At 34.3% G+C, this 16,335-nt stretch carries 14 protein-coding genes and 1 pseudogene; 9 read left to right on the top strand and 6 right to left on the bottom strand.

The genetic code is table 11. From position 1 onward, the window contains the following. Positions 1 to 24: 24 nt before the first annotated feature. The 3 genes from MKX37_RS07325 to MKX37_RS07315 form a co-directional block, all read right to left on the bottom strand. Positions 25 to 939: a superoxide dismutase gene (locus MKX37_RS07325; protein ID WP_002126378.1), complete on the bottom strand. Its 915-nt coding sequence runs from the start codon at positions 937 to 939 to the stop codon at positions 25 to 27. A gap of 105 nt (positions 940 to 1,044) precedes the next feature. Continuing rightward, positions 1,045 to 1,536, bottom strand: a complete 492-nt coding sequence (locus tag MKX37_RS07320; RefSeq protein WP_002126375.1) for a YpuI family protein — start codon at positions 1,534 to 1,536, stop codon at positions 1,045 to 1,047. A gap of 22 nt (positions 1,537 to 1,558) precedes the next feature. After that, positions 1,559 to 1,948 carry a hypothetical protein gene (locus MKX37_RS07315; RefSeq protein ID WP_078421985.1) on the bottom strand — a complete coding sequence of 130 codons (390 nt, stop codon included), beginning with the start codon at positions 1,946 to 1,948 and terminating at the stop codon, positions 1,559 to 1,561. Between the two features lie 186 nt (positions 1,949 to 2,134). Here MKX37_RS07315 and mprF point away from each other — a divergent pair, with 186 nt between their 5' ends. Further along, the gene (gene mprF / locus MKX37_RS07310; RefSeq protein WP_016119902.1) at positions 2,135 to 4,720 is read left to right on the top strand and encodes a bifunctional lysylphosphatidylglycerol flippase/synthetase MprF; all 2,586 of its coding nucleotides are present in this window, start codon (positions 2,135 to 2,137) and stop codon (positions 4,718 to 4,720) included. A gap of 4 nt (positions 4,721 to 4,724) precedes the next feature. On the opposite strand, the gene MKX37_RS07305 is transcribed toward mprF, so the two are convergent. Continuing rightward, positions 4,725 to 5,519 (bottom strand): hypothetical protein, encoded by a 795-nt coding sequence (locus MKX37_RS07305; RefSeq protein WP_078421984.1) that lies wholly within the window; start codon positions 5,517 to 5,519, stop codon positions 4,725 to 4,727. A 174-nt stretch (positions 5,520 to 5,693) separates the two neighbouring features. Between MKX37_RS07305 and deoD the strand changes: the two genes are divergently transcribed. The 4 genes from deoD (at position 5,694) to MKX37_RS07285 (ending at position 9,367) form a co-directional block, all read left to right on the top strand. Beyond that, on the top strand, positions 5,694 to 6,401 hold the full coding sequence (deoD, locus tag MKX37_RS07300) for a purine-nucleoside phosphorylase (RefSeq protein WP_000110707.1): 708 nt from the start codon (positions 5,694 to 5,696) through the stop codon (positions 6,399 to 6,401). Between the two features lie 201 nt (positions 6,402 to 6,602). After that, positions 6,603 to 8,414, top strand: a complete 1,812-nt coding sequence (locus MKX37_RS07295; protein WP_078421983.1) for a sensor histidine kinase — start codon at positions 6,603 to 6,605, stop codon at positions 8,412 to 8,414. 107 nt (positions 8,415 to 8,521) lie between these two features. Then, entirely contained in the window at positions 8,522 to 9,052 is a 531-nt protein-coding gene (locus MKX37_RS07290) for a tyrosine-type recombinase/integrase (protein WP_000806230.1), read from the top strand. A 120-nt stretch (positions 9,053 to 9,172) separates the two neighbouring features. Continuing rightward, positions 9,173 to 9,367: a DUF3924 family protein gene (locus tag MKX37_RS07285; RefSeq protein WP_002011737.1), complete on the top strand. Its 195-nt coding sequence runs from the start codon at positions 9,173 to 9,175 to the stop codon at positions 9,365 to 9,367. A gap of 368 nt (positions 9,368 to 9,735) precedes the next feature. On the opposite strand, the gene MKX37_RS07280 is transcribed toward MKX37_RS07285, so the two are convergent. Next, the gene (locus MKX37_RS07280) at positions 9,736 to 10,581 is read right to left on the bottom strand and encodes a DUF72 domain-containing protein (RefSeq protein ID WP_002086674.1); all 846 of its coding nucleotides are present in this window, start codon (positions 10,579 to 10,581) and stop codon (positions 9,736 to 9,738) included. A 160-nt stretch (positions 10,582 to 10,741) separates the two neighbouring features. Between MKX37_RS07280 and MKX37_RS07275 the strand changes: the two genes are divergently transcribed. The 3 genes and pseudogenes from MKX37_RS07275 to MKX37_RS07265 all read left to right on the top strand — a co-directional run bounded on the left by MKX37_RS07275 (position 10,742) and on the right by MKX37_RS07265 (position 13,195). After that, positions 10,742 to 12,007 carry an ATP-binding protein gene (locus tag MKX37_RS07275; RefSeq protein ID WP_078421982.1) on the top strand — a complete coding sequence of 422 codons (1,266 nt, stop codon included), beginning with the start codon at positions 10,742 to 10,744 and terminating at the stop codon, positions 12,005 to 12,007. After that, positions 12,007 to 12,538, top strand: a pseudogene (locus MKX37_RS07270) (Gly-Xaa-Xaa repeat protein); the annotation flags it as partial. The gene MKX37_RS07275 and the pseudogene MKX37_RS07270, both read left to right, overlap by 1 nt. Before the next feature lie 219 nt (positions 12,539 to 12,757). Further along, positions 12,758 to 13,195, top strand: a complete 438-nt coding sequence (locus MKX37_RS07265) for a hypothetical protein (RefSeq protein WP_078421981.1) — start codon at positions 12,758 to 12,760, stop codon at positions 13,193 to 13,195. 165 nt (positions 13,196 to 13,360) lie between these two features. Here MKX37_RS07265 and MKX37_RS07260 read toward each other — a convergent pair whose 3' ends face one another. Next, positions 13,361 to 15,400 carry a transglycosylase domain-containing protein gene (locus MKX37_RS07260; RefSeq protein ID WP_002126359.1) on the bottom strand — a complete coding sequence of 680 codons (2,040 nt, stop codon included), beginning with the start codon at positions 15,398 to 15,400 and terminating at the stop codon, positions 13,361 to 13,363. A 310-nt stretch (positions 15,401 to 15,710) separates the two neighbouring features. On the opposite strand from MKX37_RS07260, the gene MKX37_RS07255 reads away from it, so the two are divergent. Then, positions 15,711 to 16,331, top strand: a complete 621-nt coding sequence (locus tag MKX37_RS07255; RefSeq protein ID WP_000231445.1) for a DUF47 domain-containing protein — start codon at positions 15,711 to 15,713, stop codon at positions 16,329 to 16,331. The last annotated feature ends 4 nt before the right edge of the window (positions 16,332 to 16,335 follow it).

The raw sequence follows: 16,335 nt of genomic DNA, 5'->3' as shown, positions 1-16,335 counted from the left end.
AAAAAAGACGCATGAGATATGCGTCTAATACGGTGTCCATTCAATTTGTTTCGCAGTTTCAAATCTTTTTTCTACATCAGGCCAATTTACAACATTCCACCAGTTTTTAATATATTCATCTTTTCGATTTTGGTATTGTAAATAATACGCATGTTCCCATACATCTAGTACAAGGAGCGGTATCGTATCCCATTGTGTAAACAATTGATGAAGTGTACTCTGCAAAATTTCTAACCTTCCGGACCGAGGCACCCATACAAGGATTGCCCATCCAGACCCCTCAACTTTCGAGGCCGCCTCTGTAAAATGTTTTTGGAAACGTAAGTAACTCCCAAAATCCTTCTCAATTTCTTGTGATAATGCCCCTCGTGGACCCCCGCCCCCATCTTTTTTCATATTATTCCAAAATATCGTGTGTAAGTAATGACCTGATCCATGAAAAGCCGCTTCTCTTTCCCAATGCTTAATTAAATCAAATTGATTTGTTTTTCTCGCTTCTTCCATCATCTTCTCTGCTTTATTTAATCCTTCCACGTAACTACGATGGTGTTTATCATGGTGTAACATCATAATTTCTCGTGAAATGTACGGTTCTAGCGCATTATATGGATAAGGTAATGGCGGAAGGGTATGCCCCCCAATCGGAACAGCTCGTTCGCTATCCCCTCTTTCACATAGTTCATATTCCTCTCCTTCTTGCATAAATACTTCCTGTAAATGGTGTTGAATATGTTCTACATCCTCACTTATTTCATACATAAACTCGGCATCTGTGTCGTATTCATGCTCTTTCATACGCTCTAATAACGTTTGAATTTTATAAGCAAGCATATGGACATCATACACTTCCATTGCACGGCTATCTAATACTTGAAGAACACTTTCACACCAGCTTTCTACTTCATGAAAGTAATCTGTAAATACACCTTGCTGACTCATGTCACACCTCCTTATTGCTATCCACTTAAATATATTCAATGAAAATCCCTTATATAACTGTACAAAAGGAAAAGAAGCTAAGTATCCTTAGCTTCTTTTCCTTAATTAATATTTGTGCAACATTTTTGTTTGGTAATCTGTCTCATAATATTCTAGTTCTTCACGCATCAATTGAAATTTCCCTTCTAAATCCTTCATCATTCGTTCTATAGACCCAGGGGGGGTTTGCTGAAAAACAATAGAATTTTTCCCTGTATAAGCAGAACGACTATTTTCATACCAATGATCATTCTTTGGCGAAAAAAACTCTGCAATTACTTGATGGTAAATCTTATATAAAACTGTTTCAGCTGCGGTCTTTCGAAATGGTTGGCTATTCAACAAAACAAAACATGCATCAAGTCCTTCTTCACAAAAAACAAGAAGTCTTCTTATTGATGCTAATATACCTTTATAATATTGCTCGTTTCCTGTTGGTGTCTCCTCCAATAAAGAAGGTAACGTATGATAATTTACATAATTAGTTATCAAGGAAATTACATCTTCTAAAAATATAGAAACTTGTTCTGTTTGATTTTCAACCATCAAATTAGACATGGCTTCTCTCTCCTTTGCCGTTTTACGCTATTTCTACTCTTTTATTTTTATGTAATTCAGCTAATATTTCTTGTACTTTCACCACTGTTCCCTCATCAAAGTATCGTTGAAAGTCTGTTACTTCATTGAGATACAAGCGCTTCTGCGCGCGTAGATCTTTATCTTTCACTAAACAAGCGATCGCTACAATATCTCGTAAATATACGTCTTGTTCTTCTACTTTATAAACTGGATTTCCTTCAAAAGGGGTAATTTCTTGTAAAATTTCTTCAAAATATCGAACATATAAGACTGAAAAGGTTTTCTCTTGATTATTTAATATATATGTTACTTCAGATCTATTAAAAAAATCTTCTGATGTATTCGGTTTTGCTTTTTCTAACTCATATCCTGCATAACCTATTATAATCATCTACTTCCCCTCTCTTCCTTCTTTCACCTTATCTTAACTCAATTTTCTAATAAACGAAATATTCTTTTAAATATAACCTATATAAAAAATAGCTTCCCTATACAGGAATTTACCTTTTTATTTTTCTTGAAGTTTGTCATAATAATATTATTGTCTCAGTTTTCTTACACAAGGAGAGTTGTATTTATGTCGTTTTCATGGAAACGTTTCTTACAAATCGGGAAAATAATCTTCCCATTTGTTGTCTTAACAATTGTTTTCTTTCAAGCTAAAAAAGAATTAGCAGGCATTTCTTTTTTAGAAGCAATTGAAACAATTAAAAACATTCCAACTGGTGGGGTATTTTTAGCGATTACACTCGGTGCATTTGCCGTTTCAACAATGTTCTTTTATGACTTTGTTATGCTTCGTTACTTAAAAGCAGATATACCTGTACAAAAGATCTTCCGCATCTCATGGATTGCCAACACTTTAAATGGATTTATCGGTTTTGGTGGTCTTGTTGGTGCCGGTGTACGTACAATGCTATATCGTCCGCATATAAAAGATAATGGAAAACTTATTAAAAGTATTGCTTGGATGACAACCGCTTTTATTAACGGATTAGCCATTCTGTCATTCCTCGGCCTTATTGGAATATTAGACACTAGTTTTATTCTGCACGAAAAACCGTGGTTATGGCCTGTTCTTATCTTCTTTGCTCTTTTCGTTCCTATATATATTGGGTTTTCTAAAATTAAAAATAGAAAAACAAAACAGCTAGACGGACAAGAGGAAGAAGAAGAAGAGAAAAATCCAACTGTTTTATATTCATTAGTTTCATTAGTCGAGTGGGTATCTGCCGGTATCGTTATGTACGTCATTTTAATATTGTTTGGAATTGATATCGAATTTCAAAAGTTTTTAGGTGTTTACGTAATTGCTGCTTTAGCTGGTGTCGTAAGTCTTGTTCCTGGTGGCCTTGGTTCATTTGACCTTGTTTTCTTAACTGGACTAGGACAATACGGCGTTGATACAGGCGTATTACTACCTGCTATGTTATTATACCGACTTGTCTATTACATCTTACCATTCTGCCTAGGTCTCATTTTTGCAGCCTTTGAAATGACAGGAGCTGCCATAAAAAAAATTGAAGATAAACCATTTATTGCACCTGCGTTAGAAACAACTGGTGTAATTTGGACTTTACAACGTGATTTTTTAGGGAAATTAGGTTCATGGGCATCCGCCGCTTTAACAGTATTCGCTGGCTTAATGGTTATTCTATCAACAATTTTACCGACTAGTATAAATCGAGCTCACGCCTTACATATTTTAGCTCCAAAGCACCTTATTCAATTTTCTTTTAGCTTATCATTAACATTCGGTATTCTCCTCCTGATTCTTTCGCGAGGCATATATTATGGAACAAAGCGTTCTTACTATATGACGATTGTTTCTTTAATTGGAGCAGCAATCTTTAATACCCTAAAAGGAATTGACATTGAAGAAACCTTTATTTTATTAATCGTACTTGCTGTGCTGTATATGCTTCGTAAAAGATTTGCACGCGAAAAAATGGAAGTCTCTCTTTCTGATATCGTAAAAGTATTTATCTTCTTATTACTTACGTTATATTTATATAAAAACTTAGGTATTTTATTTGCGGGTGCAAAAGAAGCGTTCCAACCTGATTTTGTCGTTCGAAATATTACACAAGTTAAACGAAGTGCATTAGCAGCAGCCTTTTTCGTTCCTACTTTTTTACTTATCGGCTCACTAATTGCCAATCGTTACCGTAGTCAATTTCCCGGGCAACCAGCTAATGATAAAAGGTTAGAAAACTTCTTAGATGAACATGGCGGGAATGTACTTAGTCATTTAGGTTTTTTAGGAGATAAACAGTTCTTCTTCAGTAGTGACGGAAAAGCACTTCTTCTCTTTTCAATTACTGGAAAACGTCTTGTTGTACTAGGTGATCCAATTGGTGATCCATCCTCCTACCGCACTGTATTGCAAGAATTTTTGACTGAAGCTGATCGATTTGGCTATATTTGCGTATTCTATCAAATTGAAAGCAAATGGATGAGCTTATACCACGATTTTGGCTACAACTTCTTTAAACTGGGTGAAGAAGCTGTCGTTGATTTAAATACGTTTACAATAACAGGAAAGAAACGTGCTGGTATGCGAGCCACTTTCAACCGTTTTGAACGAGAAGGTTATACATTCTCTATTCATGAGCCACCATTCTCAGACGAATTATACGAGGAATTAAAGAAAGTGTCTGATGCTTGGCTCGGCGGAAAAAAAGAGAAAGGATTTTCACTTGGGTACTTCGATCGTGAGTATATTAGTCGTGCCCCTATCGCTACATTATCTGATGCAGAAGGAAAAATCATTGCATTCACAACCTTTATGCCAGTATATCAAAGTGGCATATTATCTGTTGATTTAATGCGTTATTATCCAGATGCCCCTAGCGGAATTATGGATGCAATTTTTATCCACTTATTCCACTGGGCAAAAGAAAATGAATACCATTCCTTTAATATTGGTATGGCACCACTCTCAAATGTCGGTTTATCAACGCAATCGTTTTGGTCTGAACGAGTTGCTGCTGCAATATTTAATAACGTTCGTTACACATATAGCTTCAGCGGTTTACGACATTTCAAAGAAAAATATAAACCTGCATGGAGTGGAAAATATTTAGCATTTCGAAAGAATCATTCTTTACCAATTACAATGCTCTCTGTAACAAAATTAATAGGAAAACGAAAAAACAGCTAAGTACTTAGCTGTTTTTTCGTTTTTGCACTTGTATACTAAACTCCTTTTCATACTTCTTACCATTTATATAGAAATCCCCCCATATTTTATATGTTCCTTCTTCTGGAAATGTAATACGATATTGTAATTGCTCATCCGTATCAACAGGAATGGCATATAAAAAATGTCCCCTCGTTTCATCAACGATATATAGCGCGTTGACTTCGCCTCTCCCTGAATTTAATTTCAGCTTTTCTCCCTTTTTCGCTTGAAACTGAAATGTTAATGTCGTTGCCTCATTCGGATGTAATGCCCCAAATAAAAGAGACACTTGATGCTCTCCTATATTTTTTGTAAGTACAGTATCGACAGGTAGTTTCTTTTTATTCTTGTCCTTGTTTGTCTCCTTTTTTTCTTCACCAAAATCTTTCTTAGCAAATGATTCCACGGACTTGTTTTCATTTTCATACAAAAATATCGTGTACCCTTCACCTTTTGCTACATCTGAAGATAGCTTATACGATCCATTTCCAGCAAACATAGGCTTCGTTTGTTGTATGTTTTTCAAATTCCCATCCACTATCACTGCTCGAATTTGATCGTTCACACCACGAACTTCATTATTCATTTTATTTAGCAATTGAAACGAAATATCGGCTTTTTCATTTTCCTTTTTATTTTTCACATCCCATTTCACTTCTTGAACATCTCCGGTCGTTTCTACAGTTTCTTGATATTTTTTTATGTAAAATCCTCCTGCCACAATAAGTATTAGTGCAATAAGCCCAATGACAAGATTTTTCAAAATATCACCTACCATTTTTATTTTCTTTATCCATGCAAAACCTCTTAAATATATATTCTAGATTATGATTTATGAAATCCTCCTCTTTTGCACATATTACAAATAAAAAAGATTTTAATTGAAAGGAGTCGTAGTGTATAATGCAAATGATATTGATTTCTATCAATACATTAATAAGGAGGATTTTTCATGAGTGTACATATTGAAGCAAAACAAGGCGAAATTGCTGAATCTATTCTATTACCTGGTGATCCATTACGTGCAAAATATATTGCTGAAACATTTTTAGAGGATGTTACTTGTTATAATAACGTGCGTGGCATGTTAGGTTTCACTGGAACTTATAAAGGAAAGCGTGTATCTGTTCAAGGTACAGGTATGGGTGTTCCTTCTATTTCTATTTATGTAAACGAATTAATTCAAAGCTACGGAGTGAAAAATTTAATTCGTGTTGGAACATGTGGTGCAATTCAAAAAGATGTTAAGGTACGTGACGTTATTATTGCGATGACGGCTTGTACAGATTCTAATATGAATCGCTTAACATTCCCGGGTTTTGATTTTGCTCCTGCTGCAAACTTTGATCTTTTAAAGAAAGCCTACGATGCTGGAACAGAAAAAGGATTACACGTTCGTGTTGGTAACGTATTAACAGCAGATGTATTTTATCGTGAGAGCATGGACATGGTTAAAAAACTTGGAGATTACGGTGTATTAGCAGTAGAGATGGAGACGACTGCTCTTTACACATTAGCAGCTAAATATGGTGTAAATGCATTATCTGTATTAACAGTAAGCGACCATATCTTCACTGGTGAAGAAACAACATCTGAAGAGCGCCAAACTACATTTAACGAAATGATTGAAATCGCTTTAGATGCAGCAATTCAGCAATAGTACACTAAAGAACTCGTCATACGTCTGGCGAGTTCTTTTTTATGCTAAAATACTTCTATAGTCACTGTACCGTCTCTTTATGTGACATTCTATAAAAAACTACTTTAGAGAGAGGCAGATTTATCCCCTCTACTTTTTTGTAACCTTTGTTATAATTAAGAAATCATTTATATTACAGTATTTTTCATACGAGGTGAAACAGTGAAGAACAGAAGCATCGTCTTTAAACTATTTTTATTAACATCAACTTTATTTACAATCATATTTCTCCTTTTTTTCCTTGGACAATCTCTATTTTTAGAGAAGTTTTATATTAATAAAAAAATAAAAACCGTTCAAACGGCTTTTGAAAAATTCGTAGATAATTATGAAAAAAGCACCCAGGACTTTGAGGAAACTAGAAAATTAAAACAAGAATTTCATGATAAAACAAATGCTGAAATGCAATTTTTAACTTCTGACGGCATTATTAAAAGTGACAACAATTACTACATTGATGTAATTAATCCTAAAAATAATGAAACATATTCCATTCCGCTCAATAATCTTTTAACGCCCGACGAATATAAGAAATTCGAAAACTTAGGATTGAAAAAAGATGGCATGATAAACGTCGTCGGTTCGGTACAAGGGAACACAATAACACCACTAGAATTGACAACAAATTATAATCGATGGCAAAACGAACGTATCAATTCAGATTTTCAATCCATTAATGGCAACCCTTCTAAAAATAGACTTACAAACCGATACAAAACTGCGATTCAAATTGATTTTACTGGTATTGTATCTAAGTTACAGCTTCCATCAAAAGCCGAGGTTCGTCTTGCAAATGATTTTGAAACATTACAAGCCGTTCAATATTTTGCAGAGATTATTAGAAATGGCACTGCTAACTCGCAGCAATTAAACACTTATATAGTAGATGGCGGAGAGAATATAAAAAATAGTATCTTTGTAAAACCTATTATGGAAAACGGAGAAATTAAGGAGTACGCTTTTGCTATAGCATCTTTACAACCTGTTAATGAAGCGATGCTCGTTTTAAAAGATTATTATGTCTATGCCTTAATTATCGTGTTTCTCGTTATTATTTTGTTATCCTTCTACTACTCAAAAATCATTGTTAAACCATTAATTAAGATAAATCGCGTTACAAAAAAAATGGCCAACTTTGATTTTAGCGAAAAGTTACCTGTTACAGCAGACGATGAAATTGGCGGGTTATCAAGTGGTATTAATACACTCTCTGTAAATTTAAAAGATCGAATCGACCGATTAAATGTTGCCAATACAAAATTACAACAAGATATTGAACGCGAACGTCAATTGGAAAAAACGAGAAAAGAATTCATTTCTGGTGTATCTCATGAATTAAAAACACCACTTAGTGTTATTCGTAGCTTCGCTGAAGGTATTCAAGATGGCGTAAGTAAAGATACGACATATTATACAAATGTTATTTTAGAAGAAACAGAAAATATGAACAGGCTTATTGTTGAAATGTTAGAATTAGCAAAACTTGAATCTGGTACGTACAAACTAGAAATGTCGACATTCTCAATCGGTGAATTAATTCAACAAGTCTATACAAAATTATTATTTAGCATGGAAGAAAAACATTTACAAGTGGACATCCATGTGGACTCTTCTCTATTTGTTAAAGCAAATCGTAGTCGTATTGAGCAAGTAGTTGTGAACTTGCTTAGCAATGCAATTCGATATACTCCAGATGGTGAAAAAATACACGTCTCTGTTGTAGAAACGGAAGATACAATGAAAATCGAAATTGAAAACACAGGCAATCCTATTCCAGAAGAAAGTCTTGAAAAAATTTGGGATCGCTTCTACCGTTTAGACGCTTCTCGTAGCCGTCATACTGGAGGTACTGGTCTTGGGTTATCCATTGTAAAAAACATTTTAGATCTCCATCACGCCGAGTACGGTGTGTATAATACCACTAATAGCGTTGTATTTTATTTTAATTTACAAAAAGTGAAAGAAGTCAAATAATTTGTCTTAATTTCACTAGGAGTTCACATGAAATTCACACTCTCCCTTTATAGTAAGAAACAAGTTAATCCTTTCCTTTACACATATAAAAGAGGAGAGTGCGTAAAATGAAACAAGCAGGACAACCTATTCAAAACGAAAAACAATTAGAAACTATCAAAAATATACTTTTACAATCTTCGAAACGTGATGGCTTATTATTCGTATTAGCTGTAAATTCTGGCTTAAAAGTAAGTGAAATCTTACAATTAAAAGTTAGTGATGTAATCGATGAAGACGAAAATGTTCGCCATTCCATTTTATTTTACAATGAAAAAGTAAAGAAACATAAATGGTTTGCTGTAAATGAAGACTTACAGCACGCAATCGAAGACTACATGAAAGAACGTAAAACTTGGAAACGTAATGAACCATTATTAAAGTCTCAAAAAGGAACAAAGTCTATTACGAGACAACATGCATGGTACATTTTAAACAAAGCTGCAAAAGAAGTTGGATTAGAAGGGATTAGCTCACATACACTTCGAAAAACTTGGGGCTATTGTGCATACAAATCAGGTGTTGATATTGCATTTTTACAACACTTCTTTGATCACAGTACTCCATCCAAAACTTTAAAGTATATCGGTATTGCTTAATAACTCTTATACATAAAAAGGTTACCATTTGTAAATTTGGTAACCTTTTTTATGTTTCATATTCTCTTTTCTTGTCTCTCCTATACTGTAGTGGTACTCTAATAGTAAGGGGGAGAAATTATGAACACATTAACAATTGAATTACCGAAAGAAACGGCTGAAAAACTTGATTTATTAAAGAAATCTTATGAAAAGAAAACAGGTGCTACAATTTCTGAAAGCACTCTCGTTCAAACACTTATCTCAAAGGAATTTATCCAAGCGATAACTCCTTTTGATTTACAACAAATCATCAATGGAAAAGAACAGCAGTAATTGCTGTTCTTTTTTTATTACTATTTAAAATATAAAGTGAAACTTTAATCAGTGGGGGTTTTGTTCATCCCCCACTGATTATTAGCCTTCACCAATCGGGCGTTTACGGGCAGCAGGGCTCCCACCTAACTTCTTTGCTCCAGCCGAATTTTGAGGTAGGAGTTTTACTGCCGCAAATAGCGGGATAAAAAGTTTTTTACTTATTTTCCGAAAAACCATTGACAATGATAATGATAACCATTATCATTTATTATGAAGCCAACAATTGATGAATCAACCAAACGCTCAGTAACATTGTTACCCCTCTTTTTCATATAGAAAGGCACTGTACATTCCCCCTGTTTGTACAGTGCCTTTCTTGTTTATCATCATTCAAACAAATTTAATTGCTCAGGCTTCGGCTCACCATATGTAATGTTCATCATTTTCATAAGCTGTTTCGCATTATCCGCTGCATCTCCGCCCGAATTATTATTAAACAATACAAATATATCCTTCGTCTTCTTTTTCAATCGCTCTAATCGTTCTACCCATTCCGCCAATTCTTTACTATTATAACGATACAAACAGCGAACCGCTCTCCAATTTTCTCCTTTATCCAGCCAACCATGAACATTTCGGCCATGAAAACGTATTAACGCCATGTCCGAGTTTGTTGCCTCTAATATAAGCGGTACTGATCCTATTCCAGCCTGAGGCTCATCGCAAATTGTATGAATCCAGTTTTCTTTTTCTAAAAACTGTAACGTCTTATCTCTCATTTCTGGATAAAACCATGTTTGATTTCGAAATTCTATTGCACATGGTAAATCTTCCATTTTTTCTTTCGTGTATCGAAGTAAATCTACATTTTTCACTTTACAATCAAACCATGGTGGATATTGAAATAAAATCATTTTTAATTTATTTGCTTCTATTAAAGGAAGAATGGATTGTTTATACACATCAAACATCTCATCGAACGTAGAAAAAGGGATTTCCCCTTTCATATGTCCTGTCATTCCTTGATAGGCTTTTACTATAAAAGAAAAATCTTTCGGCGTTTCCATCGCCCATTTTGTATAATTCCGCGCAGGTTGTATCGCATAAAATGAACTATCTACTTCCACAATGGGAAAATGTTCACTATAAGTTCGCAATTTATTTCTATTTTCATAGGGATTTATATATAAAGAATCATGATCTCCCCACCCTGTCACTCCAATGAAAAGCAAATATATCCCTCCCTTTTTAACTTCACCTTCTATCCATTCTACTCACTTCCCGGACATTTCAGCTAATCAATTTCATTAAGTAGCCCCTTCTTTAAGAGTATCCGTATAAAAATATGATATACTAAATGGAAGAATTTTTAAATTGAGGGGTTATTTATTTATGCTTCCAAACGATGATATTGTATCTCATGAAAAACGAATAGAAGAACTAGAAAATAAAGTGCGGTTATATGAAGAGCTTGTGAATCAATTACCACATCATTTCACATACAAAAATCCACATATTGGTTTACAAATAAAGAAAACGAGAACGACTCATTCCATTCAAAACATACAAAAAGAGAATAAAAAGGCTGATTTTCAACTTACTTGCGATTCATTATTTTTATTTGAACAACTTGAAACATACTTTGTTCATATTTTTGATGCTTTTTCACATCATGTCACCTTTGTTGATAGTAAAGGAAATATAACTTTATGTAATCAAGCTGCAGCAGATGATTTTGGTGTAGTACGAAATGATATAATTGGAAAGCCAATTCAACAATTACTAAACTTGCCAGAAGAACAAATTAAAGCGATTGAAACATTAAGAACAGGAACAGAAATATATAATGAAGAAGTGTTAGACAAAAACTATGGTATTTTAAACAATCGAATTATTCGGGATTATAACGGAGAGATTTTTAGAGTTATTAGTGTCTTCCATTATTTAAACACAGAACGTGATGCAGAAAAATTTTCATTAGCAGGACGAATCGCAGCTGGGATTGCTCATGAAGTACGAAATCCCCTTACAACGGTACGTGGATACTTGCAATTTCTACAAGATAACGTTTCTCCATCCAATAAAGAATTGTTTAAAAGTCTACTCATTCCTGAACTAGATCGTGCAAATAGTATTATCACAAAATTTTTAGCCATTTCAAAAACGCGTGAATTTACTAGAGAACCTTTTCCCATCAATACGTTTTTACGCGAATATATTCAACAACTACTTGCTAGTGAAGTTTTTTTACACAACATTTCTATTGACTATGAATTTTCTACGGAATTAGATGGTTTACTTGTCAATATCGATCGTCATGAACTTGTGCAAGTTTTTTTAAATTTATTTCAAAATGCTATCGATGCTCGAGGCGAAAGACCTCTTTCCATTCAAATCTCTAGTTATCGCCTAGATAACTTTGTTCGGATTACTTTCACAGATAACGGAACTGGGGTTCCTCCAGCTATTCAAGAATATATCTTTGATCCATTCTTCTCAACAAAAGATTCAGGAACTGGACTGGGCTTGTCAGTAACGAAGAAAATTATTCAAAATCATAACGGTACATTAAAAATGTCTAGTAATCAAAACGGTACAACTTTCACTATTTCTATTCCAATTTTACCTAAAGCGAACTATGAACGAATTAATTATTAGGTCCGGCTGGTGCTACTGGTGCCCAAGGTGCTCAAGGCGCTCAAGGTCCGGCTGGTGCTACTGGCGCTCAAGGGTGCTCAAGGTACTCAAGGTCCGGCTGGTGCTACTGGCGCTACTGGACCGTCGGGCACACCACTCCCTGTAACTATAGCAGCAATAGGAAATTCTAATCCACAAACTATATCACCTGGAACGAATATCCAATTTAATCAAGTTTTCGAACTAAATAATCTCATTTTTAATGACACTTCAGATACTTTAACTATTTTAGAAACAGGAGTATACGATATTAGTTTCTCAGCATCTACAACCTTCCCGGGTTCTTCACCATTTGGATTCGGTATTTCATTCAACGGTCAACCACCTACTCGTAATTTTTCAACTAACGTTATCGGTAGTGCGGTTTCTTTCTCCACAATTGTTACTTTAACAGCTGGTACAACAATCTCTGTACAACCTACAGTAAATACTATTTCCATCCCTAACACTGGTGACACAACAGCTACACTATCAGTCTTCCGAATTTACTAATTTTAGTTTTCATTTTATTTTTGAACGACCAAGAATGTTTGATTTATAGTAATTTGTATTATTTTGATTGTATGTTAAAACTTTCTTTTAATAAAAAGGAGCACTTATTTTGGAGGATAAGTGCTCCTTCTTTACGTTTCTTTACTTCAAATTTACTCTAGCTTAATCCTCTTTTTGTATGATGAATAGTGAAGACAAAGACATGAAAGAGGGATGACAATGCGAATTATATCACTGACACGTTTTTGGTTTGTTCTTATGGTATGCATAATTTTATGTATAGGGTTTCTTTTAACTCTAAACTATTCAAATGTTTCAAAAGCAGAAAGAAAAACAATTCCATACGAACTTCTGTATACAAAACAAAACAACATCCCGTATTCCTCTTCCACACAAAATGAAAAAAAAGTTATAAAAGGAATGCTTATTACAGAAGCTTCTAGTTATGAAAACCTACTTCAAATCGCTGAAACGATTAAAGATCAATATAAAAATAAAGACGTTGATGAAATAACACTCTCTATCCATAATAAAAATACTGGAAATTTCGAAGAGGAATTGCCATATGAACCTATTAGTAAAGGAATAATAACCGTCACGTATGATTCTCAATCCTTCGGTAGGACCAATGTTACGCTAAATAAACTGAAGCTTTAATCCGTGGCGCTTTTCCCATCCCCACGGATTATTAAGTTAAACCCATCAAATTTTTATAGGCAGCTCGATTCTCACCTAACTTCTTTTCTGTTGCCACATTTTGAACCGAGATAAAACCGCTCATTTCTCATAAAAAAGAGGCGAACTCGTTATTCGCCTCTTTTTTTACCAAAATGGAATCCACTCTTTCACTTTATCTATCCATTCATTTTGCTGTTCTTTTCTTTGTTGTTCCTCTTCTTTTCGTTTTTTCTCTTCTTCTTTCCTTCGTTTTTCTTCCTCAATCGTTTTTAATTGTTTTGTATAATCCGCCTCAGGTATTAGCGATAACTGAAATGCCTTTTGAGTTGGATTTCCATTCGCTTTCTTCATAATATCCCGGAACATTGTCGTTGTAATTTGGCTGCCTCCTGGCACATAATGCTCACTATCCGTTTTATCATACCCTACCCAAATCGCACCTACTAAATCCGGTGTGTATCCAACAAACCACGAATCCTTCGCACCAGTGCTTGGTCCATTTACAAGCTGGGTAGTCCCTGTCTTGCCTGCGGTATCGATATTATTAACTTTCGCTTTTTCACCTGTTCCCCTTTCAATAACACCTTTTAATAAGTATGTCATCTTTTGGGCAACTTTCTCGTTCGTCACACGAGTTTCTTTCTTATACCATTTTCCAATTGTTTTCCCTTCAGCATTTTGGATTTCTCTAATGGCATGAGCTTCTACTTGGACACCATCATTTGCAAGTGCGCTATACGCTTGAGCCATTACAAATGGTGAAGTCCCTACATGCATACCTCCTAAAGCAATCGGATACGTATGGTCTTCAGGCTCTAATGGAATACCAAACCGCTCTAAAGATTTCAATCCTTTATCTAATCCAATTTTCTCTAATAGCCAAACTGCTGAAACATTATATGACTTTGCCACCGCTTCATACATCGTCACATTACCATGGAACGTATGATCACTATTTTGTGGTGCATATTCTTTAATATTAAACGGTTCATCTTTTAAGACATCGTATACTTCATATCCTTGTTCTAACGCTGGTACATACACTGCAAGAGGCTTTAACGTTGAACCTGGCTGTCTTTTTAATTGTGTTGCATGATTAAACTGTAAAAATTGATAAGGACCTCTGCCTCCAACTAAAGCCGGAACACCGCCAGTTTTTGGATTCATAAGGACCACTCCCGTTTGCATAAGCTGATCTGAGCCACTATCTTTAAAATAACTATCATTATTCACAACATCTTCAACCGCTTGTTGTTTTTTCGAGTCAAGTTCCGTATAAATACGATAGCCACCTGCTAAAATTTCATTTTGTGTTAATTCATACTTGTCCATCGCTTCTCTAACAATATAATCTACGTATTGAGAATATTTTCCCTTATATTTATCGTCAACACCACGTCGTAATACAAGACCTGATTCTTTCTCCTGATTATATTGTTCTTCAGAAATATATCCTTGCTCCTTCATTAAACCTAATACGACATTACGTCTTTCAATTGATTTATTAAAGTTTTTATACGGCGAATACGCAGATGGCGCTTTAATTAATCCTGCAATCGTTGCAGCTTCTGAAATCGTTAAGTCTTTTACTTCTTTATCAAAATAAGATTTAGCTGCTCTTTTTATCCCCCAAGCACCTTCACCAAAATAAATTTGATTCATATACATTTCAACAATTTCATCTTTCGTATAAGTACGTTCTATTTTTTTCGTTAGAAAGTATTCCTTTATTTTACGCGAGAATGTACGGTCTTGCGTTAAAAATACATTTTTCGCAAGTTGTTGTGTAATTGTACTACCACCTGCCACAACTTCACCGGCTGTAATGTTCTTAAATACAGCACTTATAATTCCACTATAGTAAATACCATGATGACTAAAAAATTCCTTATCTTCTACTGCAACAATTGCTTGAACCATAATATCAGGAATATCTTTCCTTTTGACCCCTTCTGTTTTAGAAGAAGCTAATTTAGTCGCAACTTCATTATTTGCATCATAAATTAAAGTCGGTTGTGGAACAGCTTGTTTTAATTCAGATATATCTTGAATGGAAATTATTATATTTACAACAATAAATAGAGTAGCAAGTAAACTTCCCAATACAATTAATGAATTGCGTAGTTTCTTCCTCTTATTGAACCACTCAAGCGTTTTTTTAAAGTGAGTGTTCTTCAATTTCATTGGTTCACTTCCTTCATTTGTTTACACTCTTTTTTTAAAAGGAAGAATATACCTCCTTTTAAATTTATTATAATAACGTAGTCGTTCCTATAGTGTAAAGCTTTTCTTTCACATTCATACTTTTTGCAAGAAAAGGACATTCTACAAGTAAGATATTCATTGTTGAGTATTAATATTATTAATACAACAATGAGAGTTTTGTTAAGTTTTTGTAAACTTTTCGATAAAATGTTTTAAAAAACGACAGTTTTTTGTTAGAATTGATTAGCCAATATATTTTACATATATTACTTTTGTGGGGGTAACAATAATGGTCTTTAAATCAAAAAAAGATAAATTTTCTGAAATGCTTATGAACGTTTCCGAAAATTTAAAAGAAGGCGCGCAGTTTTTCGTGGAGTATAAAATTAAAAATGCTAGCGATTTAAAAGAGTTTTCTATGCGCATGAAAGAGTATGAGTCAAAAGGTGACTCATTCATTCACGAAATCATTATGGAGCTAAACAAAGCGTTTATTACTCCTATTGAACGTGAAGACATCCTACAACTTGCAATGAGTATGGATGATGTATTAGACGGATTAGATCACAGTGCTGGTCTATTCGAAATGTATTCTATTACAGAAGCTGATGAATACATGATTAAATTCGTTGAAGCAATTAATCAATGTGCGATTGAGATTGCAAATTCTGTTGAACTACTTTCTAAAAAGAAATTAGTCGATATTCGTACAAATGCGATCAAGATTAAGGATTACGAGTCACAATGTGATGATATTCGCCGTCATGCGATTAAGCACTTATTCTCTCGTGAGAAAGATCCGATTAAGATTATTCAATTTAAAGAGATTTACGAAGAGCTTGAAGAAGTAGCTGATAGCTGTCAAAGCGTTGCAAACGTATTAGAAACAATCATTATGAAGAACGCGTAAGGAG

Source organism: Bacillus sp. FSL R5-0709, assembly GCF_038004785.1.
Lineage (GTDB): Bacteria > Bacillota > Bacilli > Bacillales > Bacillaceae_G > Bacillus_A > Bacillus_A mycoides.
Note: the sequence above shows the minus strand (reverse complement) of the source record. Positions and strands in the feature narration are given on the sequence as shown.

Coding starts and splice junctions, on each gene's coding strand:
- MKX37_RS07325 (WP_002126378.1), bottom strand. CDS start 939: ATGAGTCAGCAAGGTGTATTTACAGATTACTTTCATGAAGTAGAAAGC.
- MKX37_RS07320 (WP_002126375.1), bottom strand. CDS start 1,536: ATGTCTAATTTGATGGTTGAAAATCAAACAGAACAAGTTTCTATATTT.
- MKX37_RS07315 (WP_078421985.1), bottom strand. CDS start 1,948: ATGATTATAATAGGTTATGCAGGATATGAGTTAGAAAAAGCAAAACCG.
- mprF (WP_016119902.1), top strand. CDS start 2,135: ATGTCGTTTTCATGGAAACGTTTCTTACAAATCGGGAAAATAATCTTC.
- MKX37_RS07305 (WP_078421984.1), bottom strand. CDS start 5,519: ATGGTAGGTGATATTTTGAAAAATCTTGTCATTGGGCTTATTGCACTA.
- deoD (WP_000110707.1), top strand. CDS start 5,694: ATGAGTGTACATATTGAAGCAAAACAAGGCGAAATTGCTGAATCTATT.
- MKX37_RS07290 (WP_000806230.1), top strand. CDS start 8,522: ATGAAACAAGCAGGACAACCTATTCAAAACGAAAAACAATTAGAAACT.
- MKX37_RS07285 (WP_002011737.1), top strand. CDS start 9,173: ATGAACACATTAACAATTGAATTACCGAAAGAAACGGCTGAAAAACTT.
- MKX37_RS07275 (WP_078421982.1), top strand. CDS start 10,742: ATGCTTCCAAACGATGATATTGTATCTCATGAAAAACGAATAGAAGAA.
- MKX37_RS07265 (WP_078421981.1), top strand. CDS start 12,758: ATGCGAATTATATCACTGACACGTTTTTGGTTTGTTCTTATGGTATGC.
- MKX37_RS07260 (WP_002126359.1), bottom strand. CDS start 15,400: ATGAAATTGAAGAACACTCACTTTAAAAAAACGCTTGAGTGGTTCAAT.
- MKX37_RS07255 (WP_000231445.1), top strand. CDS start 15,711: ATGGTCTTTAAATCAAAAAAAGATAAATTTTCTGAAATGCTTATGAAC.